Raw genomic sequence first — 26,062 nt, forward strand, 5'->3', positions numbered from 1 at the left:
GCCTCAATATATGAGACCTAAACCAAATCCCTGCTTTGCCTTAGAATGTGGTATTCCGAGCGAAGCTCGGATGAGTGGGCGCGCGCCGAGCTGCGCTCGGCATACCACATCTAACGGATTCAGCGGTTACATCGCAGGCAAGACTGTCGAGGCCGAGAGCGCCCGGCTGACGATCGCTCGCGCCTGCTCGAAGTTCGCTGTCGTCGCCTCGTCGTAGCCGCCACGGGCGAGTGCGGCATCGAGTCGCGTCTCCAGCTCTGCGAGGTGATGGCGCGCCAGGCCGCTCGCGTCGAGCGGCGTGCCCGGATCCGGCCTGAGCATGACGTGGGCGAGCAGATCGGCATAACGCAGCTGCAGCACCCGATGGACCTCAGGCACGGTGGTCACGCCCCGAGCCGACAGATCGCCCCAGATCGCCGAATCGCACCAGTCGAAGAGATCCGCGAGCCGCATCGTCGCTCCCGGCCTCGGCGATCGCGCGTCGAGCGAGTCGAGGCGTTCGAGGACCGTGGGCTGCCACATCTGATCGAGTAAGAAGATCTGGTTGTTCTCGACGAACTCCTCGACGGGGAAGTCGAGCCGCAGCCCTGCGTTCGGATCGCTTTCCCAGTGATTGAAGCGCGAGTCGCCGAGCCGGTTCAGAAGATCCGGCGAAAAGCGGAGCGCGTCGTCGTCGAATACGTTCGTGGCGAGCAGCGAGAACGCGTGCTGTTCCACCGGACGCGATACGGGCGTGAACGGCACGGGGCTGCCTGGATCGCCGCGGTGCGCGCGCGAGAAATATTCGCCGGCGATATAGTGCGTCGCCAGATACGCCGCCGAAAACGTGTTGGCGAGCGAGATGATGAAGCCGCGGCGCACATCCGCATAACTATGGCCTTTGAGCGGCAGCCGCGCCGGCATGATCGAGAGCAACCGATGATCGATCATGAATTCGTCCGAGACGTAGGCGAGCGGATCGCTCGACAGATCGAATTGCTCGACACGTGGGTCTGACGCGAAGCCGTCGAACCATTCGTCATCCTCGTCGGTGCCGAATACGAGGTCCGACCTCGTCGCCTGCGATGCAAGCGAAGAAAGCGCCGCCTTGTCGTCCTCAGGCGACTTGCCGGACAACTGTCCGTAGCCGTACTTGATGTTGAAGTAATCCCACGGTCCGAGGACGGTCTGGAAGTACAGACCTTGCGGCTGCCCATGCGGCGACAGGTTCACGGGCGTGTAATCCATGACCGACCCCGTGAGCCCATGCGCCGCTGTGAAGCTCGCCGAGTGCAGCTGCCCATGCGTGTAGACGGTCGAGGCGGCGAAGTTGTGGCGCAGGCCGAGATCGTGACCCGATTCGTGAAGTACGATCGACTGCAAAAATCCGTCGACGAACTTCTCCGGCGGCGGATCGCCGAAGCGTGCACCGCTGTCCATCGATAGCGCGAGGGCCGCCCACGCGGCGTGTTCGTGTTCGCCGTAACCGTAGTCGCAATCGTGGAGCACGCACTGCGCGCGCTGCGCGTTCGACATTCCGAGGGTGGGATCGATGAGATCCGCGGCTTGATCCGCGCCGAAGCGCACGAGGTTCGCATCGATGACGACATCGGCTCGGAAGATCTCGCCGGTGCGAGGATCGGCAAACGACGGACCGTAGGCGAAGGCGTCGTACGGACTGACGACCCAGCGGACGACCGAGTACCGCGCATCGTCTGGATCCCACGACGGATCATTTGGCTGCTGTCGCACGACGATCGCGTTCGTTATGCCGATCGCGGCGAACGCTTTATTCCACGTCAGCAGCGCGTTTCGGATCGGCGCACGGTACTTGTACGGAATGTCGTTGGAAAGGTAGTAGACGATAGGGTTTTTCGCCGGCGATACACGCGCGCTCGGGTCGGTCTTCTGAATGTTCCAGCGATCGATATAGCGGACGAAGCTCGTCTGCGTCTCCGGATCGTCGTACTGCCGCATCGCGGTTATGAAGTACCCCATGCGATCGTCGGCGAAGCGCGGTTTGTAACCGTCGTTGGGCAGTTCGACGATCGAATAGTGGACGCGCAAGAACAGACTGCGCGAATCCGGCACCGTGTCCGTCGGGCCGGCGTTGAACGACGACATCGTCAGATCGGCTTCGAGATCGACGTTCTTCGGGAACGATTTCGTCGGTCCGAAGTAGCTCAAACGCGAGTCGAGGTGATAGCGTGCAACCGGTCCGAATGAAATGCCGCCCTGGGGGTTGATGATGTCGGTGAGGTCGAGCAAGTCGCTGAGGAATACGGTCGCGCCGAACACGACGTCGCCGCTGTCTTTGTTGATGGCTGTGATCGGCGACGCGTCGACGACCGACTGCGGGTACGACAGGGCTACCGCGAGCGCGGCAGGCGTATTGGCTCGCGCCGTCGCGTGCGAGTTCTGCTCCGTCGTATAGACGGTCGGACCGTTGCGGTGGAATTGGACGAGTATCGGATCGAAGTCGATGCCGGAGAAAAGACCGCCGCCGAGACCGCTCGACAGTATCGGCACGAGGAGATACGGTTTGTCGAACTGATCCTTTGACAGTTCGAAATACACTTGCCCCGCTTTTCGCCACACGGTGAACAATCCGGGCTGCGGCGACGCGCCGGTCGTGAAGCGATCGTACGACATCACTCCCTCGTCGCTTCCGGGCGGCGGCGGCGCCGGCACGATCGTCGTCTGGACTGTGCCGTTAGCATGGCCGGGCGACGCAGCTGCCGTCGGGCTCGGAACCGGGCTTGGAGCCGGCGACGGAGGTGCCGATGCAAGCGCGGCAATAGCACCGCAACCCATGATAAAGGCGGCGAACGCCGCCGCAACTGACCGTCGTCGCACTAGAGCGGGCCTTTCTAAGGAAGATGGCGAGCCCCGCGCGAGGCTACGACCGCGCGAAAGCGCCGACCTTTGTGGTATGATGACGTCGCCGAGCGCGCTGGACGATCGCGGCCGAACGCCGAGGAAAGTCCGGGCTCCATCGGGCACGGGTGCCAGCTAACGGCTGGTCGAGGCGACTCGAAGGAAAGTGCCACAGAAACAAACCGCCACCGCTTTGCGCGGTGGTAAGGGTGAAATGGTGCGGTAAGAGCGCACCGGCGGGAATGGAAGTTCCCGGCCGGGCAAACCCCACCCGGAGCAAGACCAGTGGGATTCGCCGCAAACGCGGCGCGGGCTGCCCGCCCGACCCACGACGCGTCGCACGAGACATCCGGCGACGGATGTCCTAGAGAGATGATCGTCGACCGCGAGCGATCGCGGCCACAGAACCCGGCTTACAGGCGCGTCTCGGCAATTTGACTGCGCAAATGAGTTGTAGCGGTCGAGATTTATCTCGACCGCCGCGATCAATCCGCTGCTAAAAGCGATCGCTACTTGCGGCGGCGTGAGATCGATTTGCGCGCCGCGAAACCCTCATCCATCCCGTGCCAGAATCCGATCGTCTGCTCGTCCATCTTCCAGCACAGATTGATGAGCTGACCGTTGCGGAGCGCGGGGAAGTCGACGAGCCCGAGATCGAGGTCCTTGACGATGCAGCCGTGTTTGTGCACGGTCTCGATGAGCCCGAGCACGGCCTCTTGCATCTCTTCTGCCTGCCGAGCTTGCGTCGCGGCGCGCTGAGCACCGCCGGCGTCACCGGCCATCCGCTGCGCGGTATCCGCTTCGAGCAGCTTGATCGCGAGATCGCGGCGTCGACGGACGAGGTCTTCCAACAGGGGCCGGACGACAGGTATGAGTGCGTTAGCTTCTTCGAGACGGAAGACTTTCATCGCCGGGTGTTTTCTCGACCGGCGCGGCCGAGCCTTGCTCGTCGGCGCGCCGGACTAGCGGCGGGTCTCCGTCCGCCGTTTCGCTAACATATGACACGTGAGCGCAAAGCACGTCGAAGGCGTCGAGCCCGCGGGCGGTGACGGCCAACGGCCCGTCGCGCACACGCATTTCGTCATCGTCACCGGGTTATCGGGCGCCGGCAAGAGTCAAGCCGCCAAATGCCTCGAGGACCTCGGGTATTTCTGCGTCGACAACCTTCCCCCCAGCCTCATACCGAAATTCGCCGAGCTCTGCTCGAATAGCCGGAATCTGCGCAAGGTCGCACTCGTCCTCGACATCCGCGGTGAGGAGATCTTCGGCGACGACCTCGCCGAACAGTTGCGCTCGCTCGACCGCGAACGCATCGCGCACCGCGTCATCTTTCTCGACGCCGCCGACGACGTTCTCGTCCGCCGATTTTCAGAGACGCGCCGCAAGCATCCGCTAGCGGGCCGCGGCGGCGCGCAAGGCGCCCGCCTCGTCGACAGCATCGTCGCCGAGCGCGAGGAACTCAAGTCGATCCGCGACACCGCAGACGTCATCATCGACACGTCGAAGCTGACGCTCTCCGCCCTCAAGGAAAAACTCGGTCACGCCGTCGCTGGCGACCAGCACGTCGAGTCGATGACCGCCTCGATCGTCGCGTTCGGCTTCAAGTTCGGCATCCCGCTCGACGCCGACATGGTCTTCGACGTCCGCTTCCTGCCGAATCCGAACTACGTCGACGAGCTCCGGCCCCTCACCGGCTCGCATCCCAGTGTCGCTGCTTTTCTCGAGAACTCTGAAGAAGTGCAGTCGTTCAAGCACGAGCTCTTCCGCTTCATCGACTATCTCGTGCCGCGTTTCGTCCGCGAGGGCAAGGCGCACCTGACGATCGGCATCGGCTGCACCGGCGGACGCCACCGCTCGGTCTATTTCGCGAACGAACTCGCCGCTCATCTGCGCGCCGCACGCATCGAAGCATTCGTGGAGTATCGCGATGTTCAACGGTGACGGCCGCGCGGCGCTCACGCGTATGTCGCGATGGTTGCTGCCGGGGATGCAGGTCAAGCGCTGGCTCTTCGTCGCGGTCCTCGGCGTTTTCATGTTCCTCGACGGCTTTGGCCGCGTCCTGAATTCGCACGATTTCAACTTCCACGTCAACGAGACGATTGACCGCATCGTCGTCCAAGACGCGCAGCTCGAGCCTTCGACGCTCCAATGGATCTTCATGATCGTCGGCGTCATCCTGATCTACCTCGGCTTGCGCCAGTGGATGCGCTCGATCGTCTACGCGCTGAGCCCGCAGGATAGCCAGCGGCTCGTCGAGGTCATCTACGAGCGTCGCCAGCTCGACCGCGGCACGCGCATCGTCGCGATCGGCGGCGGCACCGGCCTCTCGACCCTCTTGCGCGGGCTCAAGGAGTATACCGCGAACCTCACCGCGATCGTCACCGTCACCGACGACGGCGGTTCGAGCGGCCGCTTGCGCCAGGAGCTCGGCGTCTTGCCGCCTGGCGACATACGCAATTGCCTCGTTGCCCTCGCCGACAGCGAGTCGATGATGACCGACCTTTTCCAGTATCGATTCAACGAGGGCAACGGTCTCGTCGGCCATTCGTTCGGCAACCTTTTCATCGCCGCGATGAGCGGCATCGCCGGCGACTTCGATCGCGCGATCAAGGAGAGCAGCAAGGTCCTTAACATCAAGGGTCGCGTGCTCCCGTCGACGCTCTCGAACGTCGCGCTCGAAGCGACGCTCGCCGACGGATCGAAAGTGCTCGGCGAAACGGCTATCTCTCGCGCCGGATCGCGGATCCGGTCGCTCGCGCTCACCCCGTCGGAGTGCAAGCCGCTCGTCGAAACACTCGAAGCGATCGCAGCGGCCGATGTCATCGTGCTCGGACCCGGTAGTCTCTACACAAGCATCATGCCGAACTTGCTCGTGCCCGGCATCGCTGCGGCGGTCGTTCGCGCGCCGGCGCTCAAGGTATACGTCTGCAACATCATGACGCAGCCGGGCGAGACCGATGACATGACCGCGAGCGATCACGCGCGCGCGCTGCTCGGCGCTGCGACCGGAAGGCTGTTCGACTACGCCCTCGTCAACGTGGAACAACCGCATCGCCTGCTCCGTGCGTATGAATCGGAAGGCGCACATCAGGTCGCGCCGGACTTCGACGTGATCGCCTCGCTCGGCGTCACGCCGGTGCCCGGCCGTTTCGTCAGCGAAGAGCAGCAGGTGCGCCACGACCGCAAGAAGCTTGCGCAGGCGATCGTCAAGCTCATCGTCCAGCGCGGCGGCGCGGCAGGTTTGACGGCCATTCACCACTAGGAATCGATAGTATCTCTTCCGGTACGACCGCGGCGGTCGAGCTAAAGCTCGACCGCTACATGGTTATCAGCGACGAGTCTTTGAGACGGCGGGCGAGGCGTTCGGCGGAGTTCGCCGTTAGTTCGCGAGCGCGACGCATGTCGTCTGCTGACGGCGTTCCCGTGACGAGCGGCTCGGCTGCAAGGAGGTGCAACTTCTCAAGATCGTCGCCGCGAAGGTCGACGGTGCCCGCCACGGCCACGGCGGGGATGCCTCGAGCCGCTGCCGCACTCGCCACCGCGGACGGTGCTTTGCCCGCAAGCGTTTGACGGTCGAGTCGCCCTTCACCGGTGACGACGAGCGAAACGCCATCGAGCCGCTTATCGAACCCGATGACATCGAAGACGAGATCCGCGCCCCGCTCGAGACGCGCGCCGGCGAGCGCGAGAAAACCGGCGGCGATTCCTCCCGCGGCGCCGCCCCCTGGCACCGAGCGGACATCGGCGCCGGACTTCTGGGCGACGACATCTGCGAAATGTGACAGCGCGCCGTCGAGTACCCGGACGTCATCAGGCGTCGCACCCTTTTGCGGTCCGTAGATGGCCGATGCCCCGTTCGGCCCGACGAGCGGATTGTCGACGTCACAAGCGATCTCGATCGTGACGCCGCGGATACGGGCTGCGAGCGCAGAGTCGTCGATCGACTCAAGACGCGCGAGCGCTCCGCCGCCGCGCGGAAGTTCGCTACCACTAGCATCCAAGAAGCGAGCGCCGAGAGCAGATAGCGCTCCCGCTCCCGCATCGTTCGTCGCACTTCCGCCTATCGCCGAGACGATCCGGCGCGCACCCTCGTCGATCGCCGCGGCGATGAGCTCGCCTGTGCCGAACGTCGTCGCGGTCATGGGATCATTCTTGCCCGCAGGAACGAGCACGAGCCCGCTTGCCGCGGCGAGCTCGACGACCGCGGTACGGCCGTCGCCCAACAATGCGAACCACGCATCCACCGGACGTCCATCGGGACCGCTAACGGTGCGAGTCACGCGGCGGCCGCCGACAGCGTCGAGCATCGCGGTCGCGGTCCCATCCCCGCCATCGGCGACCGGCACGACGTCGACCTGAGCGTCTGGCCACACGCGCAGCAGACCGGCGCGCATCGCGTCGCCGGCTTGCTGTCCGGTCATCGATCCTTTGAACTTATCGGGGGCGACGAGGATGCGCATATGTACAGCCGAGCTTCGCTCGGCCTACTACATCTACGCCTTCGCGTGTGCCTTCGAGAGGACTTCGGGATTGAGCGCGGTCGGCGGCGTCTCGCCGGCGAAGAACGCGATGAGATTGCGCGCCGCGATCTCGGCCATCTTGCCGCGCGTCGCGTAGCTCGCGCTCGCGATGTGCGGCAGCAAGACGACGTTGTCCATCGCGACGAGCTCGGGCGATACTTTCGGCTCGAACTCGTAGACGTCGAGCCCCGCACCCGCGATGACGCCGCCGCGCAACGCCGCGACGAGTGCCGCTTCCTCGACGACCGGGCCGCGCGAGGTGTTGATGAGACAGGCGCTCCTCTTCATCTTGTTCAGCGCAGCGGCGTCGATAAGGTGGCGAGTCTCGGGCAGCAGGGGCACGTGGACGCTGACGAAGTCCGAACTCGCCAGGAGCTCGTCGAGTGAGACTCGCCGGACGCCGAGCTCGCGCTCGACTTCAGGCGGCGCCGCCATCGCATCCGAGTAGACGACCTTCATCGAGAAGCCGCTCGCACGTTTCGCCACGCAGCGCCCGATGCGGCCGAAACCGACGATGCCGAGCGACGCATGATGGACGTCGTGGCCGAGCATCTGCATGATGCCCCATCCGCCCCACGTTCCCGAGCGCATGAGCTTATCCGCTTCGACGATGCGCCGCGCTGTCGCCATGAGCAACGCGAACGCGAGGTCGGCGGTCGTCTCGTCGAGGACACCCGGGGTGTTCGTCATGACGACCCCGGCTGCCGTGCCGGCGGGAATGTCGAAGTTGTCGAAACCGACGGCGACGTTGGCGACGATCTTCACGCTTGGAAGCGCTGCCAATAAGGCAGCATCGACTTTTTCAGTCAACAGCGTCACGAGCGCATCTTTGCCTCGCGCCTGCTCGCTGATCTCGTCTCGCGACGGCGAGCGGTCGTGTGGCCACACCGTGACGTCGAAATGCTCGCGCAGCAGCTTCAGCCCTTCGTCGGGGATGACGCGCGTGACGAAGACCGTGGGTCTAGCCAAGCGTTGTGCCTTTGCCGCGGCCGGTGTAGCCGAGCTTGGCGGAAATCTCTTGGGCGGCTTGGACGACCGCTTTGACGATGCGATCGCGTTGGAGGTTCTGCTGGCCGATCTTCGGCACGGCGACCGAGATCGACGCGACCGGCCGACCTGAGTAGTTGAACAGCGGCGCGCCGGCGCAGTAGAGCCCTTCCTCGGTCTCCTCATTGTCCTCGGCATAGCCCTGACGGCGGACCTTCTCCAGCTCCTGGCGGAGCGCGTCCGCGTCCGTTATCGTGTTCTTCGTGAATCGCGCGAGCGGGCGCGCGGCGATGATGCGGTCGGATTCAGCCCGGTCGAGATGCGCGAGGAGCGCCTTGCCGATGGCGGTGCTGTGGAGCGGCTTGCGGGCACCGATGTCGGCGTACATGCGGACGGAGCGTCGGCCGTCGATCTTGTCGATGTAGACGAACTCAGAATCGTCGAGGACGCCGAGAAAGGCCGTCTCGCCGAGCTGGTTGACGAGCTGCTCGAGGTGCGGTTTCGCGGCCGCATGCGCTTCCATCGAGCGTAGGATGCCGCAGCCGACTTCGAAAGCGCGCATGCCGAGCGAGTAGCGGGCGTTGTCCGGGTTCCACCGGACGAACCCGCGCGCGCGCAAGGTCTGCAAGATCCGGTGAACGCTGCTCTTCGAAAGGCCGATCGCCTGACCGAGCTCGCGAACGCCGACTTCTTTCGTCTGGGTCCCGAGATACTCGAGGATGACGAGCGCTCTGTCGACGGAGTTGACCTTGGATTCGCCGCGCGGTTTGGCGGCAGGGTTCAAGTCGCCTGAACTGATGGCCACGATCTCCTCCAGGTCTGGGAGCACGATAGACGACGGGGCGAAATGGAATGCGCCATTCGTGCGCGATGGGACGCTGCAGCGCCCTCGGAACGGGACACATTTTCCGGGATGCTTCGGACGGTTCCTGTTTGCGAAACGCCCGCCAGACGCTCGGGCCGGGGTGATTTACGAGGGAGAGAGGGTGAAGTCGACCTCGTACTGCTTGCCTGCCGAAACCGTGACGTGCTGGTCCGGCGGGTTCTGGTAGCCGCTGGCGGAGCAACTGACGGTAGTCGTCGTCGAGGACGAATCGATCGGCACTTGCGGCAGGGTGTACTTGCCGTTGGCGTCCGTGTGGGTCGTGACGACGAGGTCGGCCGTGACGGTGGCGTTCGCGATCGGCTGGCCGGACGACGATTTGACCACTCCCATGATCGTGCCGTAATTGCCCTGGGGAGCGGCCGGGTTGTTATTGCAGCCGGAGATCGCGAGCGCGGCCACGAGGGCCGAGGCGAACACGCCGGGGCCGACGATCCGTCGAAGAACGTTCACTGTCTGACTCCTGTCAAGCGGCCCTGCTCGATTGCCCCGTGCTGGTAACGTTATGTCGGGCGCCGCCGTCTACTCCGTCTTGCGTTTCCGGATGATCGCGACGTTGTACGACGGGTTGTACGGTCCCAAGTGGACGAGCTCCCAGCCGTCGTTCAGCGCCTGGAGCAGCTCGTCGAGCCATGCACGCGTCTTGCTTTCGCCGGTCAGGACCCCGTATTCATAATCCCCATCGGGTCGGTCCATCATCATCCCTTCCGCGGCGCGATGCCAGGCTGTGCGGCAAGCCGTCTCGTTCCACCTGCCGAATCGACGCGCCCGAAAGCGGCGCTGACTTATGACGTCGTCCGGCGGATGACCCAGACGAACAGCCAGATTCCGACGCCGATGATCGCGATGGTCGCGATGAGATCGCCGATGCCGGCGCGCCCGTTGAGCGCGCCTCCGCAATACGCGAGCGCGGCTCCGAGCGCAAGATCGACACGCGCCATGAGCGACGAGTGTTCGTTGGCGACGTGCTTCATTTCGGCCGCGAGATCCGCGGCCGTCCACGACGATCCTTCGATGATCTCCGCAACGGTGTCGTCGGGCGTCACGAGCACGATGCGTTCGTCGTGCAGGATCGTGTCGGGATCGGATGCGATCGAATGTATGCCCATGCTCCGATCGAAATCGTCGACCGCACCTGCGTCACCGGTGAGCACGCGCCACTGCGGCGACTCGATCCCATATTCGTGTGCGTACGCGGCAAGCACCGACGGCGTGTCGTGCCGCGGATCGATCGTCACTTCGACAAGGCGGAAAGGACCATCGCCGAGCAGCGAATGGACCGCGCCGAATTTGCGCGTTATGATAGGACACGCATCGCGGCAGCGCGTGTAGACGAACGCGACCGCGACCGCATCGCCGCGGAGGTCTGAGAATCCGAACGGCGCATCGCGCTGGTCGAGAAATCGCGTCGCGGGCATCGGATCGCCGGCTTTGACGAGCTGGGCGGGTTGGTCGAAGGGGTTCGGCGCGAGGGTCGGATCGGCCGTCGCCACGGCTGTCGAGCTTAGTGCCAGCGAGAGCGCGAGGGCGCTCGCCCACGTCGCCGCGAAAAGACGCATATGGATGGAGGGTTCGCCCCACCGCCGATGACTCCCGCGCAGCGGCGCGCGTCGCTCGTCATGCGGCCGTGGCGAGACGACGAACGTCGCATCGTCCGGCGCGGCATGCTCGGCCGGTTTCTCATCGCGATCGAGCCAGCGATCATCGCAGTCGTTTTCGGCTGGTTCGGCTACTGGCTCGGGACGCACGGCCGCACCGACGCGACGCACGACGACTGGATCTTCTCCATCATCTTCGTGCCGGGTGCCGTCGTCTTCGCTATCTACGCGGTCGTATTGCTCATCGGACCGCTCCGCGCTCTCCGACAGACGTACGAGCCGATATTCGTCGTCGACGGTTACATCCGAACGCGTGGCCGTGACGATTTTTCGGCCACCGGTTCGAACGGCTACGTCGCCGTGCTCACCGACGAGCATCGCGTCGCATGCGAGTGGGCCGCCCGCGGCAAGGATGAACTGTCTTTCGACGTCCGCCCCGCGATGCTCGAGTTCTCAGAATTCGGTGGCGTCCACGCGGTCGACGGCCATCGCACCGGCGTCCTCCCCGAAGACTTCCCCGTCCTCGGCATCGGCCCGTTCAAGCGATAGCGCAGATGGAGCGACATAAATAGGGAGCGGTCGAGATTTATCTCGACCGCCGCGGTCTTGCCTTTGCGCGATCGGCAACTCGGAAGCTCGTCTCCGGTCGAGCTAAAGCTCGACCGCTCCCTACCTTATGGCACAGATCTTCACCGATCGAGCGGGATCGAGGTCGAGCTATCGACCGGCCAGACATGGAAATGACCGGACTCGAGCGCCGATATCGCGCCCATGAACAAGATCACCGCGAGTCCGACGAGGAAAAATGCGCGGACCGGCGGCGGCATGCCGCGGCTCTGCGGGATCTCGTATTGCGAACCGTCGAGCGTCTCGTCACTCATCGGAGCTCAGCCTTTCGTCGGGCCGGCGATGCCCGGGAATATCCCGAATGCGACGAAGATGACGATGACGCACCCGAGCGCGAGCAACGCGAGCATGATCTTGGTGACGTTATCGTCGAGGCCTTTCTTCGGCCATTCCGCGACGAGCGATAGGAGCGCGGACAAGCCGACGACGACGGCGCCGACGAACGCGATCACGCGGAGTACGACGTCGATATCCATCGTCTACTTCCACACGTAGAGGAGCGAGAAGAGCGCGACCCAGATGACGTCGACGAAGTGCCAGTACAGCGCGCCGGCCGTGAGACCGAAATACCGCTGCTGCGTGTAGGTGCCCCGCTGCGCCTGGATCAGCACGGTGATAAGGAAGATGACCCCGATGAAGACGTGGAAGCCGTGGAGCCCGGTCAGCGTGAAGAACGCCGCGCCGTATATGCTCGACGGCCAGCTCGTGCCGGCGTGCAGCAAGTTGAAGTACTCGAACGCCTGCCCGCCGAGGAAGCCGAGCCCGAGGATGATCGTCGCGATCATGTAGCCGACGAACTTGCGCCGGTCGCCGTGCTTGAAGAACTCCATCGCGTAATGCATCGTCGCGCCGCTGCCGAACAGGACGATCGAGTTGACGCCCGCCATGTAGAGCGCCGCCGGCTCGATGCCGGGCGGCGGCCACGCCATGACAGTGCTTCGCAGGTAGATGTAGCCGTAGATGAACGACGAGAATATGATGACGTCGCTGATGAGGAAGAACAGGAAGCCCAGCAGCCGCTGGTCCCGTACCTCTTGATACGTCGCGTCGTCGACGGTGAGCGCGTGCGTCGCCATTAAGCTGCGTTCGTCCTCATACGATCGGCTTGTAGCTGAGGTCGGCCTTGATCTCCCTATACGGCAACGGCTTGCCGTAATCGTACGGACCCGAGAGCACGACCGGGATGTCATCGAAGTTGTAATACGGGGGCGGTGACGGGATCATCCACTCGAGCGTCCGAGCACCCCACGGGTTCTGGCCGGCCTCGCGGCCCGAGATCGTGCTCTTGATCGCGTTGTACGCGAAGACGAGCATCGACGCGCCGAGCACGAACGCCGAGATCGAGATGAACAGGTTCGTGTCTTGGTATTGCGGATCGTACGTGCTCACGCGACGCGGCATGCCTTCGAGACCGATCCAATGCATCGGCAAGAACGTCGCGTTGAAGCTGACGAACATGAGCCAGAAGTGGATCTTGCCGAGCGTCTCGTCGAGCATGCGGCCGGTCATCTTCGGCCACCAATAGTAGAGGCCGGCGAAGATCCCAAACACGCTGCCGCCGAACAGAACGTAATGCAGATGTGCGACGACGAAGTACGTCGCGTGCTCGTGGACGTCCGCCGGCACCGAGGCGAGCATGATGCCGGTTATCCCGCCAAAGGTGAACGTCGACAGGAAGCCGAGCACGAAATACATCGGCGTCGTCAGGCGGATGTTGCCGCCCCACAATGTCGCGACCCAGCTGAAGATCTTGACTCCGGTCGGGATGCCGACGATCATCGTCAGGATCATGAACGGCAACTGCACCCACGGCGCCAGTCCGCTTGTGAACATGTGGTGCGCCCACACGGCGAACGAGAGCAATCCGATCGCGACGGACGAATAGGCGATCGCCTTATAACCGAAGATCGGTCTGCGACAGAACGTCGGCAAGATCTCCGAGACGATGCCGAACGCCGGCAAGATCATGATGTAGACCGCCGGATGCGAATAGAACCAGAAGATGTGCTGCCAGAGGACCGGGCTGCCACCTTTCGCCGGGTCGTAGAACGGCACGCCGAAGGTACGCTCGATGAGCAAGCCGAGGAGCGCCGCCGACAGATTTGCGGTCGCGATGAACGAGAGGAACGCCGTCACCGCGGTCGCCCAGACGAAGAGCGGCATGCGTGTCCACGTCATGCCAGGCGCGCGCATCTTGATGATCGTGACGAGGAAGTTCAACCCGGTGATCGTGCTCGACACGCCGATGAGGAAGATCGCCATGCACCACATGCTCGTGCCGAACGATTGCTCGAGGCTGATCGGCGGATACTCGGTCCAGCCCGCCTCGGGCGCGCCCCAGATGAAGCTGCCGAAGAGCAGGATGCCGGCGGGCGGGAACAGCCAGAAGCTGAACATGTTGAGCCACGGGAACGCGACGTCGCGCGCACCGATCTGCAGGGGCATGATGAGATTGCCGAACGCGCCGGTGAGGATCGGGATGATGACGAGCCAGACCATCGCCGAGCCGTGGACGCTGTACGCTTCGTTGTACGTCGTGGGGCTCAGCAGCGTGTTGTTCGCCGATGCGAGCTGCGCGCGCATCATCTCGGCGAGCAGTCCGGCGAGCACGAAGAACAGGCCGCTCGTGATGAAATACTGGACAGCGATGACCTTGTGGTCCTGGCTGAAGATGTACTTCTTGATGAACGTGTCGGGCGGCGGGTGGATGTGCCCGTGAGTGACGTGCGCTGTTCCGACGGCGGCTTGCATTCTTTCTCCCGGCCCTATTTCAGCGTCTTCAGGTAGGCGACGAGATCCGCGATGTCTTTCGGGCTCAGTCCGTTCAACTGCGCGTTCGGCATCTGACCCATCGGGCCTGACAGTCCATGTTCGAGGATATCGGCGACGTCCGCCGAGTTCGGCGCCTTGCCGCTCAGCAGCTTGGGATGCGCCGGGTCGTGGAAGAGGTTTGCGAGGCCCGGTCCGACTTTACGCTTATCGAACGGCGCCGCGTTGTGGCACGTCGTGCATCGCGAGTTGAAAAGCTGTTGGCCCGCAGCGGCGTCGCCCGAGGCGAGCACGGCAGCCGTCACTTCCGTCGGCGCGTGCGCCTGCTTCGTCTTCTGAGCGGCGTACCAGGCGTCGAAGTCGCTCTGCGACTGGACGTAGACGTAGCGGTCGCGCATCCCTGAGTGGCCGACTCCGCAGAACTCGGTGCAGATGATCTCGTACTTCCCGACCTTCGTCGGCGTCAACGTCATCGGCACGACCATACCCGGGATCATGTCCTGTTTCATCCGGAAGGCCGGAACCCAGAACGAGTGGATGACGTCGGTCGACGTCACGTCGATCGTCACCGCCACGTCGACCGGGAGGTGGAGCTCGTCGGGCACGGGATCGCGGAGGCCCGGATACCGGAACTCCCACGAGAATTGATGACCGATGGCTTCGATGGTCACGCTGTCGGCCGTCGCCGCGCGCGCCGTGTAGTACTGAGGGATGAGTATGTAGCTCAAGACGCCGAGCACGAGCATGAGCACCGACGGGATCGCCGTCCACCAGAACTCCAGCGTCTTGTGATCGTGGATGGACGAACCGGGCTGGTCCTTCGGCTGGCCTTTGCGGTTGCGATAGCGGACCGTGAAATAGAGCATGTAGCCGTTGACGTAGACGAGGATCGGCACGCTGAAGAACGCCATGAATTTGAAGAGCCAGTCGATCTTGACGGCGATGCCGGCTGCTTCGGGCACGTAGCGCTCGATGGGGAAGACGACGACGCCCCACATGCCAAGCGCGCTTATGACGCCCATGACGATGGTCGCTCGCCAGAACCCCGCGTCGAGCTTGTGCTCTTCGTGCCCCGTATTCACGTATCGTTCGCTCCCGCTCGCAGGTCTACCACGACGGGACGCATGCATCCTCGCACGAAATGCCGCTTATGTAGCGGCGTTGATATCGAGCCGTGCCGAAGGTGGGAGTCGAACCCACATGAGGGGTTGCCTCGCGCGATTTTGAGTCGCGTGCGTCTGCCAGTTCCGCCACTCCGGCGAGCAGGCATTTCGGTTCGGGGAATGCAGCGGCCGACCTTTTGGCGATTGATAGGGAGCGGTCGACCTTTATGGTCGACCGCAGACGACCTCGCAGTTGTTCGGCCGCGGCGGTCGAGATGAATCTCGACCGCTCCCCGGTCTTCTTATCGCGCGAACGCGCTTCTACTTCGAGAGGTGTGAGACGACCCAGTCGACCCAGCGTTTGTACACGCCTTCAGCGCCGACCGGATCGCCCGGGAAGTGCGTGTTGCGCGGATACGCGTAGAACTGGACGTCGACGCCCTGATCGTGCAGGGCATTGTACCACAGGTATGAGTTGTAGATCGGCACGTTCGGGTCGCCGACGTCGCCCATGATAAGCGTCGGCGCCTTCACGTTCTGGACTGCGCTGAGCGGCGACTGGTCGCGCCAGATATCCCACCCGTTGTTCTTCCACGGGCTCGAGCCTTGACCGAAGAAATCGGCGTCGCCCTTCTGATAGAACGCGATCGTGTAATCGGCGACCCAGTCGGTGAGCGCCGCTCCGGACATCGCGCACTTCCACACGTCGTAGTGGCTCTCGAGCCACGTCGTCATGTAGCCGCCGTACGACCAGCCGGTGACACACATGCGCGACGTGTCGATGACCCCCGCCTTGTCGAGCGTCGCGACGCCGGCCATGGCGTCTTTGCCCGGCCCGACGCCGGTGTCGCGGTAGATCGCGTGCTGATACGCATCGCCGAGGTTCGTGCTGCCGCGATAGTTCGGCTCGAAGACGACGATGCCATGCGCGGCGATGAGCTGCGCCAGCGAGTTGAAACCGAGCTGCGACGCCCCTTGCGGACCGCCGTGCACTTCGAGCGCGAGCGGATAACGCCGGCCCGCGACATAGCCCGGAGGCAGCGTCACGATGCCGTCTTCCTTGAAGCCGCCGGGCCCCGTCCAGCGGACCTCGCGCATCTCGCCGAGCTGGAGCTTCGAGAACGATGCGTTGTAGTGCGTCAGCGGCCGCGCCGCCGACGTCGGCGACGGTGCGTAGTAGATCTCCGACGGCTCGTAGGGCGTCGTGCCGACGAACGCCACAGCGCCGTGTGAGCCGATCGTCGCGTCGCCGACGAAGGTCGCTCCGCCGAGGCGGTATTGGCTCGGTGCACCGACGAGCGGCGAATACCAGACGTCATTGACCGCGCCGTCCTCGCCCGAATACACGATCGCCGAACCGTCGGGCGTCCACGCGGCGAAATCCACCGCATGCTCTTGGCCGCCGATCACGCGGCCCGGACCGCCCGCTGACGACGTCAGCGACAAGTATGGATTGCTGTTGAAAGCGCCGTGCGGGAAAAAGACGACCGCCAAGTCGTCGCCGCGCGGCGAGAACGTCGGCGCTCCCGAGTACGGCCGTTGGCCGGGCAAGTCGTGAACGGCACCCGTCTTCGCGTCGACGAGGGCGACGACCGCGCTGTCGCTGTCCCCGACCACCGCGTTGGGCAGCTTCTCGATCGCGATCGTCTTGCCGTCGGCCGACCACGACAGTGCTGCGCCGGGTCCGCCCTGCGTCGTGGAGAGGCTCCACGAACCCGACGTCAAGCGGTGCGCCGCGCCGCCGGAGGCGCTTACCGTCCAGAGATGTGATGGAACGGGCGCCTCGGTCTGCTTGTAGTCGAGGTCGCCGACGTCGAACGTGTCGAAGTGGGCATCGAGCTGCTTCTTGTTCTTCGGCGAGTCTTGCGTGACGAAGGCGAACGCCTTGCCGTCCGGCCGCCACGTGAACTCGTCGACGCCGTTGTCGACTTTGGTCACTTGAAGCGGATCGCCCCCGTCGAGCGGCATGACGAATATCTGCGACTGCGCGTTGTCGGACGGTCCAGCATCGGCTACGAACGCGATCCGGTCGCCGGTCGGCGACCAACGCGGCGAGTCGACGCCGGTCCGGTCGTACGTCAGCGGCCTGATCGCGCCCGACGCGACGTCGAGCAGCATGAGCTGCGAGTGGCGATCGTCTTTCACGAAGTCCAGCGTCGACTTCATGAAAGCGATGCGTTTGCCGTCGGGCGATAGCTGCGGCTGCGAAAGGCCGACTTCGTTGCGCAGAGCGGCCTGGTCCAGCAGGCGCGCGTGAGCCGGCGCCGACGAACCAAGCGCGAAGCCGAGGACTGCCGCCGCGGCGATAGTTGCGATCGTAGCGCGTCTCATTTCAGATGATCCTCGAACCAGCCGATCCAGAGCTTGAACATGGATTCCGTGCCCGCGGGGTCGGATGGGAAGTGGCCGTAGCGCGGCGCCATGACGAAGCGCGTGTCGACCCCGTTGTCCTTGAGCGCGTGGTAGAACTCGAACGCCTGCGGCGTCGGCACGCGGTAGTCGCCGGTATCCGAGAGGACGAGCGTCGGGGTCGTCACGTCGCGCGCGTACGTGATCGGCGATTCCGCCAAGGCCTCGGCGCGGTACTTCGGGTCGAACGGCGACCCGCCGAGCAGCGTGGTCGTCAGTCCCTGGACATCGCTGAGCGAGTATTCGTCCATCCAGTTCGTGACGGCGGCGCCTGCGACGGCTGCCTTCCATATATGCGAGTGCCCGACGAGCCACGTGGTCGCGAGACCGCCGCCGGACCAGCCGGAGACCCCGATGCGCGACCTGTCGACGAAGCCGAGTTTCTCGACCGCCGCGACGCCCTCGAGATTGTCCATGCCCGGACCGCTCGCGACGTGGCCGACTATCGCTTGGATGAACTTGTCGCCCTCGTTGTCGCTGCCGCGATAGTTCGGCTCGAAAACGACCCAGCCGCGTGCCGCGGCGATCTGCTGCAGACCGAGCGTGTCGTCGAACGTCTCGTTCGAAGCGGCGATCGGACCGCCGTGGATCATGAGGACGAGCGGGTACTTCTTCGCCGGATCGAAGCTCGGTGGGTACGTGAGGACGCCGTCTTCAGCGAAGCCGTCCGAACTCGTCCACGTGACCGTCGACGTCTTGCCGAGATCGAGGCTGGAGATCGCGTGGTTGAAGTCCGTCAGCCGTTTCACGTCGCTCGAATGCGGCGGGATGTAGTAGAGCTCGCTTGGGCGCGTGCCCGTTTCGCCCCAGAGCGCGATGCCGCCGTCCTTCGCGATCGTCGCGCTGCCGACGCTCAGATCGCCGAGATCGATGCGCGTCGCAGCGCCACCCGACAGCGGCTGCATCCAGAGCGCCGCGTGCGTGTTGTCATCGCCCGTGACGAGCACCCCTTTGCCGTCAGGCGTCCACGCGAGGGGAGAGACGTTCCGATCGAGCGCTTGCGTGATGTCGACCGCCCCGGGATTCGCGACCGGCGACACCTCGACTTCGTTTTGTAGATACGGCGTGCCGTTGATAGCGACGTCGAATGCGAGCATCTTGCCGTCAGGCGAGAAGACCGGATTGCCGCTCCAGCCTGAGTTCGCGCCGAATGGACGAACCTTGCCGGTCGCGACGTCGACGAGCGCGACCGCGCCCTTTTCGAAGTCGGCGCTCACCGTATCCGGCACCATCTGGAATGCGATCGTCTTGCCGTCGGCCGACCAATCGATGGTCGAGGCGAATTGACCCTGTGGCAGGCTCCACGATCCCGATGTGAGCCGCTTGTCGTCGCCGCCTGCCGCCGACACGGTCCAGATGTGGGCCGGCTGTGCGACATGCCGCATGAGGAAGTCGTTGTCGGTGACGCGGAACGGGTTGTCGTATTTCGCGGTCCCGGTCAGCTTCGGCGGTTGATCGGCGGCGACGTATGCGATGCGCGTGCCGTCCGGACTCCAGACGAATTCTTGCACGTCGGTCTTCGACGCCGACGCGGCTATCGGATCGCCGCCATTCATCGACAGGACGTAGACCTGGTCGGTCGCGTCGTCACCGCTGCCGTTCGCGGCGATGAAAGCGATCCGATCGCCGGTCGGCGACCATGCGGGCGAGTTGACGTCGTCGCGGCCCTGCGTCAACGCGCGCTGCGACCCGGTCGCGACGTCGACGAGCATGAGCTGGTTGACGAACATATCTTTGTCGAAGTCCGCCTTGCTCACGACGACCGCGATCGACTTGCCGTCCGGCGAGATGACCGGCGTCGACACGCTCACCTCGGTGCGCAGATCGGGGAAGTCGATCGTGCGCGCGGCGCTCGGGTGCACCCACGCACACGCGATCGCGATCCCGAGCGCTAACGCAGATGATCTGCGTACCATGCGATCCATCTCTTGTATATCTCCTCGCCGCGGACGGGGTCGCGCGGAAAATGGGCGTGAGCGGGAAAGATGACGTATTGCACTTCGACGCCCTCATCGTGAAGCGCGTGATAAAACGCATACGTTTCCGGCGTCGGAACGCGGTAGTCGCCGGTGTCGTCCATCAGCAGCGTCGGCGTCTTGACGCTCGCAACGGCGCTGATCGCCGATTCGGCGGCGTAAAGCTTGCGGCCCGCGTCGCTCCACGGTCCCGCCTCGCCGGCGATCGCGCGCTCGTAGGAGAGCGCGTCGGAGAGATTGTCTTCGGCGATCCAGTCCGTGACAGGCGCGCCCGCCATCACGGCCTTCCAGATCGTGTAGTGCGTTATGAGCCACGACGTCAGGCACCCGCCCTCCGACCACCCGCCGACGAAGATGTGCGATGGGTCGACCATGCCGGCTCGTTCGAGCGCTTGCACTCCGGCGACGATGTCGCGGCCTGGACCGGCGCCGAGGTCGCCGATCGTCGCTTCCATGTAACGCTTGCCCAAGCCGTCGCTGCCGCGGTAGTTCGGTTCGAACACCATCCAGCCTCGGGCTGCGAAGACCTGTGCAAGTCCGCCGTAGCCAGAATCGAAGCTGAGCAGCGACTCTGAGGTCGGGCCCCCGTGGATGAGGACGACGAGCGGGGGTTTGGAACCCGCATGCACGCTCTTGGGCGGCATCGTCAAGATCCCGTCCGCACTGAATCCGTCGCTCGTCCATGCGAACGGCTTCACCTCGCCGAGATCGAGCGACGCGATGCGCCTGTTGAAATCCGTCAGTCGACGCGGCCGGCTATCGGTCGGTCCAAGTACGTAGACCTCCGCAGGCCGCTCCGGCTCGCCGCCGAGAATGGCGAGCATTCCCGTCTTCTTGCTGATCGTTCCGTCGTAGAACGAGATGTCGCCGAGAGGCGCTTTGTGGACGGAGCCGTCGATCCCGGCCGCCCAAAGACTCGAATGCACGCCGTCGTCGCCTGCGACGAGGAGCGCGATGCCATCGGGCGTCCACGCCAGCGGCGATATTTCGCGGTCGATGCGCGACGTCATATCTTTCCCGAGGCCGCCCGTCTCCGGTGAGACGAATGCATGGCTCTCGTGAGCGATGGTTCCGCCCGGCTCAAATCCGTACGCGATCTCCGTCCCATCGGGCGAATAGAGCGGGGAGCCTTCCAGCGTCGAGCGGCCGGTGAGAGCGTGCGCCGCTCCGCTTTTGGCGTCGAAGACCTCGATCATCGACTGATCGGCGTCACCCGAGTAGAGTGAGTGCTGCACGGCTGCCGCGATCGACCTGCCGTCCGGCGACCACGACAATTGCGATATCTGCCACGAGCCTTTGGTCAGGCGCTTCGCGACGCCGCCCGCCGAAGCGATCGTCCATAGCTGCGAGCTCGCAGGAACGGACGTCGCCGTATAGTCGTTGTCGCCGACCTCGAAGGCGTCGAGGTGCGCGTCGATCTGTTTCTTGTTCGGCGCGTCGTCGTCGGCGACGAACGCGATCGCCTTGCCGTCCGGTCGCCATGCGAATTCGTCGACGCCGTTCTTCGCCTTCGTGATCGTTTGCGCGTCCCCGCCGGCCATCGGCATGACCCACACTTGAAATGCCGCATCGTCGCCCGAGCCGGCAAGGGCGAGAAACCCGATCGATTTCCCATCAGGCGACCAGCGGACGTTCTGGATGTTCTTGCGATCGTATGTGAGGGGCCGCATCGCGCCGGTCTTGACGTCGACGAGCATGAGCTCGCTGTCCGTGCGGTCTTTGGTGAAGTCTTTGCGTGAAGTGACGACGGCGATCTTCGAGCCGTCAGGCGATATCTGCGGCGTTCCCACCCCGACGATCGAGCGAAGATCGGCGAGGTCGATCGTGCGTGCTGCCGCCGGCTCGGCGTTCGGGAGCTGCGCCATTCCAACTGCGGCGCTCAGAGCGGCGACCCAGGCCGTGCGGTTCATAACCCGCTCCCCGTGCTCGTCTGCGCGCTTTCACCGAAGTGGTCGGCGATCCAGGCGATCCAGCGCCGGTAGATGTCGTCTTGCCGCACCGGATCGCCGGGGTGATGGCCCGACACCGGATACGCCCAGAAGTCGACGGGCACGCCGTTCTCTTTCAGCGCATGATACATCTCGTACGATTGCGTGATCGGCACGCGGACGTCGCCCACATCGCTCATGATGAGCGTCGGCGTCTTGATGTCGCGGGCGTACGTGATAGGCGACTGCGCGACGTACGCGGCCATCGACCCGCCGATCCATGGCGACGACAGACCCGGAAATCCGTAGCGCACGCCGACATTGTTGTCGGACAAAGCGTACTCGTCGACGAGATTGTTGACGGCGGCCCCCGCGACTGCGACGCGCCAGACCGAGTAGTGGTCTTCGAGCCACGACGTCATGTAACCGCCGTACGACCAACCCGATACGGCGATCTTCGATCCGTCGACGACGCCCATCGTCTCCACCGCGTCGACGCCCGCCATGACATCTCTGCCCGGGCCGTCGCCCGCGTCGTTGAAGATCGCACGCCAATACGCGTTGCCGAGGTCGTCGCTGCCGCGATAGTTCGGCGAGAAGACGAGCCAACCGCGGGCGGCGAGCAGCTGCGTGAACGGATTGAAGGCGGTCGTCGACGCACTGTTCGGGCCGCCGTGGATGTTGAGGACGAGCGGATACTTCTTCGCGGCGACAAAGCCGGGCGGATATGTGAGGACGCCGTCCTCAGCGAACCCATCGGGCCCCTGCCACTGCACCGTGTCCATCTTGCCGTAGTCGAGCGTGTCCAAGGATGCGTTCAGGTTCGTGAGACGTTTCGGTGCCGACGCCGGTGACGCCATGTACCAAAGCTCCGTCGGCTGAGTCGCTTTCGATCCGACGAGCGCGATCGCGCCATCGCGGCCGACGTCCGCGTCGAGCCAAAACGACTGAACGGGTTGCACGTCGCCGGTGCTGACACGCGTCGCCGCACCCGAGAGCGGCTGGATCCACATCGCTGAATCGGTACCATCGTGCGCGGCGACGAGAAGCGATTTGCCTCCCGGCATCCAGATCGCGCGGACGATATGCCGGTCGAGCGCCTTGGTCACTTCGACGCCGTCGCCGCCGGCAGTCGACGCGACCCAAATCGAGTTGATGTTCGTGGGATCGCCGTCGTGCGGGTACCCGTACGCGATGCTCGTGCCGTCGGGCGAGTATGCAGGGAACGTCTCCCACATCGAATGCGACGAGAGTTTGCGGATCGCGCCCGTCTTCGCATCGATGACTTCGACGGTCGACCGGTCGTTGTCGCCGTACACGGGATTTTCAAGTCGCGTAATCGTGATGTGCGTGCCGTCCGGCGACCACGACAGCGGCGATCCCGGCGGCCCCGGCGGCTCCGACGACGGCACGCTCCACGATCCCGATGTGAGCCGGCGCTCCGAAGCGCCGTCGCTGTTCACGAGCCAGACGTGCGACGGCACGGAGGCGGACCGATCGAGATACGCGTTGTCGGTGACGACGAATTCGTCGCGGTGGTCCTTGATCGCGGCAGCGTTCGGTTGCGGATCGGGTGAGACGTACGCGATCTGAGCGCCGTCGGGCCGCCACGCGAACTGTTCGACGCCGTTTTTCGCGTGCGTCACCTGCGACGCCTCACCGCCGTCGAGCGGCATGACGTATATCTGCTCTTCTTCATCCGGCGGATCGCCCGCGAGCGCGACGAATGCGATGCTATCGCCTGACGGCGACCAGCGCGGCGATCCGACGCCGGATCGTCCGTTCGTCAGCGTCCGGCTCGTACCCGACGCGACGTCGACGAGCATGACGTCGGTCCGGTAGGTGTCTTTGTCGAAGTCCGCATGGGAGACGAGAACGGCGATCTGTTTGCCGTCAGGGCTTATCTGCGGATCGGAAAGGCCGACGAGCGAGCGCATCGCCGCATCGTCGAACGTCTTCGCGAAGACCGGCCCGGGAAGCGCGCACAAGAGCAGTATGAAAAGGAACGATTTCAGTCGCATCGGGACCTTCCGTCAGGACGAGGCGGCCTTCGGACGAGGGTCCGCCGATTCCCACGTCGGTCGCCGACAAAACGGCGTCATGCGCTTTTCATCCGTCAACCGACTTCGCGCCGCGGAGCCGGAAGCGCTGTGGAAAGCGCGGCGCACGCCGCACACAGAACAGCCCCGACGCTGAAGGCCTCACGGAATTCGACGCCCGCATCCGCGCCGCCGTGACGGAGGAAGGCGGAGATGAGCGCGGGCGCGGTGATCGACCCGGAAGTCGCGAGCATGAGCGCGAGTCCGCTCGCCCCTCCCGTCTGACCGGCGCGGAAATAGGCAAGAAGCAGTGCGTTCGGTGGAGCAGACGCGATCCCCAAGCCGAGCCCTGCGAGAACCATCGACGCGATGACGACCGGCATCGAGTCGAACGCGGCAAGCGACGCAAGCGCGAGGCCGGCGCCCAATACTCCCCCGATGAGCGGGATCTTCGAACCCATCGTGCGCGTCGCGCGACCGCCTGCGATCGCGCCGGCGACGTAGGCCGCCGCGAGGCCGAACAGCGCGAGGCCGCTCTGCGCTTCAGTCGCCCCGAATGCGGCATTGAGATACGTCGCCGAGTAGATCGTGAGTGAAAAGCTCGGCAGACCGAACACGAACGCGATGCCGTAGACGAGTAACGGTCCGCGGCCGCGGAAGAGCGCCGGGTCGAACAGCGGCGCGCGAGCGCGCGGCTCCCAGAAGCAGAGGGCGATGAGGCTCGCCGCTGCGCCCGCGAGGCCTGCGATCGATACGAGCCCGGTCGCGGTGGCGGCGATCATGAGCGAGGCGGTGAACGCTGCGACGAGGACGATGCCGGGATAGTCGAAGCCGTCGCTGCCGTTGTGCTTTGACGGTTCGTCTGGCGCGAGACCAGACGCAGCGGCGAGCGTCGCGAGCGCGAGGATGACGTTCACCCAAAACACGAGGTGCCACGGAAAAGACGCGAGCTCGCCGCTGATGCCCGCGCCGAGGCTTGCGTTCGCGCTGAGCCACAATGCGGCGCTGACGATCGCACCACCGGCAAGCGCTCCGGACATCGTGCCGAGCCCGTACATCCCGTAGATCGCACCGAGCGCACCACCCCGCTCGCCAGGCGTGAAGCGATCGGCGACGATCGCGGTGACGACCGGCTGGATGCCGCCGGCGCCGAGCGCTTGGATGATGCGGCCGGCGACGAGCACCCAGAGCGACGTCGCCAACGCGCAGACGATCGATCCGAAACCGAATAAGACGACGCACGCGACGAGGATGCGTTTGCGGCCGCGGAGATCGGAGAGACGACCCATGACGGGCTGCGCGATGAGCGAGCCTGTCGCATAGGTCGCGACGATCCAACCGATCTCAGCGAGCCCCGCGCCGAGCGATCGAGCGATGCCCGCCAGCAGCGGGCCGAACATCGTCAACGGCAACGCCCGCATGAAGATAGCGAGCAGCAGCGGCGCGAGCAGCCGTCGCTTCTCGCTATCGTCCACTACGAACCCGAGACGCCGTGCCCGAACCGGTCGATCGCCATCGCGACGAACAGCAAGGCGAGATAGAGCATCGAGAACCGGTACATGAGACCTTCGCTCTTCGGCGAACCGCTTCGAACGACCCAGACGGCGAACGCGAAGAAGACGACGTCCAGCACGATCGCGCTCGCGAGATAGACGACGCCCATGAGGTGGAGCGGCACGAAGACGAGCGTCAGCGCGGCGAGCACGATGGTGTAGATGAGGATCTGCCGCTTGGTGACGTCGTCGCCGTAGACCGCGGGGAGCATCGGGATGCCGACGCGACGGTATTCTTCCTTCTTCAGCAGGGCGAGCGCCCAGAAGTGGGGCGGTGTCCACACGAAGACGACTGCGAACAGCAGCAGTGCGGTGAGGCCGACATGATCGGTCACCGCGGCCCACCCGACGAGCGGCGGCACCGAACCGGCCGCGCCGCCGATGACGATGTTCTGCGGCGTCGTGCGCTTCAGCCAGACCGTATAGATGAAGACGTAGTAGAGGATGCCGGCGACGGACAGCGCCGCGGCGAGCAGGTTCACGGTGAGCGCCAGCTCGGCGAAAGCGAGCACACCGAGGACGATGCCGAACACGAGCGCGTCGCGCGGCGCGACGCGGCCGCTCGGGATCGGGCGTGTCTTCGTCCGCTTCATCTGCCCGTCGATGTCGCGGTCGAAGTACATGTTGATCGCCGCAGAGGACGCGCTGGCGAGCGCGCCGCCGAGCAGCGTCAGTAGGGCAAGACGCCACGAGGGCAAGCCGCCGGCGGCCATCATCATCGCCGTGAAGGTCGTGAACAGCAAGAGCGACATGACGCCGGGTTTCGTAAGCCCGTAATAATCGACGATCTTCTTCGTGGCTGTGCTCAGCATGT

The 26,062-nt window shown here is 64.6% G+C and carries 22 protein-coding genes, 1 tRNA gene and 1 other RNA gene; 4 read left to right on the forward strand and 20 right to left on the reverse strand.

Annotation, left to right across the window (positions count from 1 at the left end; genetic code table 11):
- Positions 1 to 126 precede the first annotated feature (126 nt).
- Entirely contained in the window at positions 127 to 2,835 is a 2,709-nt protein-coding gene (locus VFO25_04875) for a zinc-dependent metalloprotease (GenBank protein HET9342224.1), read from the reverse strand.
- 89 nt (positions 2,836 to 2,924) lie between these two features.
- On the opposite strand from VFO25_04875, the gene rnpB reads away from it, so the two are divergent.
- Positions 2,925 to 3,289: RNase P RNA component class A (rnpB, locus tag VFO25_04880), an RNA gene on the forward strand.
- A gap of 76 nt (positions 3,290 to 3,365) precedes the next feature.
- Here rnpB and VFO25_04885 read toward each other — a convergent pair.
- Positions 3,366 to 3,764, reverse strand: a complete 399-nt coding sequence (locus VFO25_04885) for a DUF2203 domain-containing protein (GenBank protein HET9342225.1) — start codon at positions 3,762 to 3,764, stop codon at positions 3,366 to 3,368.
- A gap of 97 nt (positions 3,765 to 3,861) precedes the next feature.
- On the opposite strand from VFO25_04885, the gene rapZ reads away from it, so the two are divergent.
- On the forward strand, positions 3,862 to 4,797 hold the full coding sequence (gene rapZ / locus VFO25_04890) for an RNase adapter RapZ (protein ID HET9342226.1): 936 nt from the start codon (positions 3,862 to 3,864) through the stop codon (positions 4,795 to 4,797).
- A complete protein-coding gene (locus tag VFO25_04895; protein ID HET9342227.1) occupies positions 4,784 to 6,118 on the forward strand; it encodes a gluconeogenesis factor YvcK family protein in 1,335 nt (444 codons plus the stop codon). Before rapZ ends, VFO25_04895 begins: the two co-directional genes overlap by 14 nt.
- A gap of 55 nt (positions 6,119 to 6,173) precedes the next feature.
- Here VFO25_04895 and VFO25_04900 read toward each other — a convergent pair whose 3' ends face one another.
- From VFO25_04900 to VFO25_04925, 6 genes are all read right to left on the reverse strand, one after another.
- A complete protein-coding gene (locus VFO25_04900) occupies positions 6,174 to 7,316 on the reverse strand; it encodes a glycerate kinase (protein HET9342228.1) in 1,143 nt (380 codons plus the stop codon).
- A gap of 33 nt (positions 7,317 to 7,349) precedes the next feature.
- Complete coding sequence (locus tag VFO25_04905; protein ID HET9342229.1) at positions 7,350 to 8,345, reverse strand: D-glycerate dehydrogenase; 996 nt, start codon at positions 8,343 to 8,345, stop codon at positions 7,350 to 7,352.
- Entirely contained in the window at positions 8,338 to 9,168 is an 831-nt protein-coding gene (locus tag VFO25_04910; protein ID HET9342230.1) for an IclR family transcriptional regulator, read from the reverse strand. The genes VFO25_04905 and VFO25_04910 overlap by 8 nt, the downstream gene beginning before the upstream one ends.
- A gap of 165 nt (positions 9,169 to 9,333) precedes the next feature.
- Complete coding sequence (locus tag VFO25_04915) at positions 9,334 to 9,699, reverse strand: carboxypeptidase-like regulatory domain-containing protein (GenBank protein ID HET9342231.1); 366 nt, start codon at positions 9,697 to 9,699, stop codon at positions 9,334 to 9,336.
- Positions 9,700 to 9,768: 69 nt separating this feature from the next.
- A complete protein-coding gene (locus VFO25_04920) occupies positions 9,769 to 9,942 on the reverse strand; it encodes a hypothetical protein (protein ID HET9342232.1) in 174 nt (57 codons plus the stop codon).
- 89 nt (positions 9,943 to 10,031) lie between these two features.
- Complete coding sequence (locus VFO25_04925) at positions 10,032 to 10,805, reverse strand: SCO family protein (protein HET9342233.1); 774 nt, start codon at positions 10,803 to 10,805, stop codon at positions 10,032 to 10,034.
- On the opposite strand from VFO25_04925, the gene VFO25_04930 reads away from it, so the two are divergent.
- Positions 10,806 to 11,393 carry a hypothetical protein gene (locus tag VFO25_04930; GenBank protein HET9342234.1) on the forward strand — a complete coding sequence of 196 codons (588 nt, stop codon included), beginning with the start codon at positions 10,806 to 10,808 and terminating at the stop codon, positions 11,391 to 11,393.
- Positions 11,394 to 11,533: 140 nt separating this feature from the next.
- On the opposite strand, the gene VFO25_04935 is transcribed toward VFO25_04930, so the two are convergent.
- From VFO25_04935 to VFO25_04990, 12 genes are all read right to left on the reverse strand, one after another.
- Positions 11,534 to 11,725, reverse strand: a complete 192-nt coding sequence (locus VFO25_04935) for a hypothetical protein (GenBank protein HET9342235.1) — start codon at positions 11,723 to 11,725, stop codon at positions 11,534 to 11,536.
- 6 nt (positions 11,726 to 11,731) lie between these two features.
- A complete protein-coding gene (locus VFO25_04940) occupies positions 11,732 to 11,947 on the reverse strand; it encodes a hypothetical protein (protein HET9342236.1) in 216 nt (71 codons plus the stop codon).
- Between the two features lie 3 nt (positions 11,948 to 11,950).
- Positions 11,951 to 12,547, reverse strand: coding sequence for a heme-copper oxidase subunit III (locus VFO25_04945; GenBank protein HET9342237.1), 597 nt, complete (start codon positions 12,545 to 12,547; stop codon positions 11,951 to 11,953).
- A 16-nt stretch (positions 12,548 to 12,563) separates the two neighbouring features.
- Positions 12,564 to 14,222 (reverse strand): cytochrome c oxidase subunit I, encoded by a 1,659-nt coding sequence (ctaD, locus tag VFO25_04950; protein ID HET9342238.1) that lies wholly within the window; start codon positions 14,220 to 14,222, stop codon positions 12,564 to 12,566.
- A 14-nt stretch (positions 14,223 to 14,236) separates the two neighbouring features.
- Positions 14,237 to 15,322, reverse strand: coding sequence for a cytochrome c oxidase subunit II (gene coxB, locus VFO25_04955; protein HET9342239.1), 1,086 nt, complete (start codon positions 15,320 to 15,322; stop codon positions 14,237 to 14,239).
- Between the two features lie 93 nt (positions 15,323 to 15,415).
- Positions 15,416 to 15,500, reverse strand: a tRNA-Leu gene (locus tag VFO25_04960).
- Between the two features lie 164 nt (positions 15,501 to 15,664).
- Complete coding sequence (locus tag VFO25_04965; protein HET9342240.1) at positions 15,665 to 17,674, reverse strand: S9 family peptidase; 2,010 nt, start codon at positions 17,672 to 17,674, stop codon at positions 15,665 to 15,667.
- On the reverse strand, positions 17,671 to 19,668 hold the full coding sequence (locus tag VFO25_04970; GenBank protein HET9342241.1) for a S9 family peptidase: 1,998 nt from the start codon (positions 19,666 to 19,668) through the stop codon (positions 17,671 to 17,673). The genes VFO25_04965 and VFO25_04970 overlap by 4 nt, the downstream gene beginning before the upstream one ends.
- Positions 19,644 to 21,638 carry a S9 family peptidase gene (locus VFO25_04975; GenBank protein HET9342242.1) on the reverse strand — a complete coding sequence of 665 codons (1,995 nt, stop codon included), beginning with the start codon at positions 21,636 to 21,638 and terminating at the stop codon, positions 19,644 to 19,646. Before VFO25_04975 ends, VFO25_04970 begins: the two co-directional genes overlap by 25 nt.
- Complete coding sequence (locus VFO25_04980; GenBank protein HET9342243.1) at positions 21,635 to 23,677, reverse strand: S9 family peptidase; 2,043 nt, start codon at positions 23,675 to 23,677, stop codon at positions 21,635 to 21,637. The genes VFO25_04975 and VFO25_04980 overlap by 4 nt, the downstream gene beginning before the upstream one ends.
- A gap of 95 nt (positions 23,678 to 23,772) precedes the next feature.
- Positions 23,773 to 25,170 (reverse strand): MFS transporter, encoded by a 1,398-nt coding sequence (locus VFO25_04985; GenBank protein HET9342244.1) that lies wholly within the window; start codon positions 25,168 to 25,170, stop codon positions 23,773 to 23,775.
- The gene (locus VFO25_04990) at positions 25,170 to 26,060 is read right to left on the reverse strand and encodes a heme o synthase (protein HET9342245.1); all 891 of its coding nucleotides are present in this window, start codon (positions 26,058 to 26,060) and stop codon (positions 25,170 to 25,172) included. The genes VFO25_04985 and VFO25_04990 overlap by 1 nt, the downstream gene beginning before the upstream one ends.
- Positions 26,061 to 26,062: the final 2 nt, after the last annotated feature.

This window comes from Candidatus Eremiobacteraceae bacterium (genome assembly GCA_035710745.1).
GTDB lineage: Bacteria > Vulcanimicrobiota > Vulcanimicrobiia > Eremiobacterales > Eremiobacteraceae > JANWLL01.

What these genes read in the sequence shown, in the direction of transcription:
- VFO25_04885 (HET9342225.1), bottom strand. Translation starts at nt 3,764, where the DNA reads ATGAAAGTCTTCCGTCTCGAAGAAGCTAACGCACTCATACCTGTCGTC.
- VFO25_04895 (HET9342227.1), top strand. Translation starts at nt 4,784, where the DNA reads ATGTTCAACGGTGACGGCCGCGCGGCGCTCACGCGTATGTCGCGATGG.
- VFO25_04900 (HET9342228.1), bottom strand. Translation starts at nt 7,316, where the DNA reads ATGCGCATCCTCGTCGCCCCCGATAAGTTCAAAGGATCGATGACCGGA.
- VFO25_04920 (HET9342232.1), bottom strand. Translation starts at nt 9,942, where the DNA reads ATGGACCGACCCGATGGGGATTATGAATACGGGGTCCTGACCGGCGAA.
- VFO25_04925 (HET9342233.1), bottom strand. Translation starts at nt 10,805, where the DNA reads ATGCGTCTTTTCGCGGCGACGTGGGCGAGCGCCCTCGCGCTCTCGCTG.
- VFO25_04930 (HET9342234.1), top strand. Translation starts at nt 10,806, where the DNA reads ATGGATGGAGGGTTCGCCCCACCGCCGATGACTCCCGCGCAGCGGCGC.
- VFO25_04935 (HET9342235.1), bottom strand. Translation starts at nt 11,725, where the DNA reads ATGAGTGACGAGACGCTCGACGGTTCGCAATACGAGATCCCGCAGAGC.
- VFO25_04940 (HET9342236.1), bottom strand. Translation starts at nt 11,947, where the DNA reads ATGGATATCGACGTCGTACTCCGCGTGATCGCGTTCGTCGGCGCCGTC.
- VFO25_04945 (HET9342237.1), bottom strand. Translation starts at nt 12,547, where the DNA reads ATGGCGACGCACGCGCTCACCGTCGACGACGCGACGTATCAAGAGGTA.
- ctaD (HET9342238.1), bottom strand. Translation starts at nt 14,222, where the DNA reads ATGCAAGCCGCCGTCGGAACAGCGCACGTCACTCACGGGCACATCCAC.
- VFO25_04965 (HET9342240.1), bottom strand. Translation starts at nt 17,674, where the DNA reads ATGAGACGCGCTACGATCGCAACTATCGCCGCGGCGGCAGTCCTCGGC.
- VFO25_04970 (HET9342241.1), bottom strand. Translation starts at nt 19,668, where the DNA reads ATGGTACGCAGATCATCTGCGTTAGCGCTCGGGATCGCGATCGCGTGT.
- VFO25_04975 (HET9342242.1), bottom strand. Translation starts at nt 21,638, where the DNA reads ATGAACCGCACGGCCTGGGTCGCCGCTCTGAGCGCCGCAGTTGGAATG.
- VFO25_04980 (HET9342243.1), bottom strand. Translation starts at nt 23,677, where the DNA reads ATGCGACTGAAATCGTTCCTTTTCATACTGCTCTTGTGCGCGCTTCCC.
- VFO25_04990 (HET9342245.1), bottom strand. Translation starts at nt 26,060, where the DNA reads ATGCTGAGCACAGCCACGAAGAAGATCGTCGATTATTACGGGCTTACG.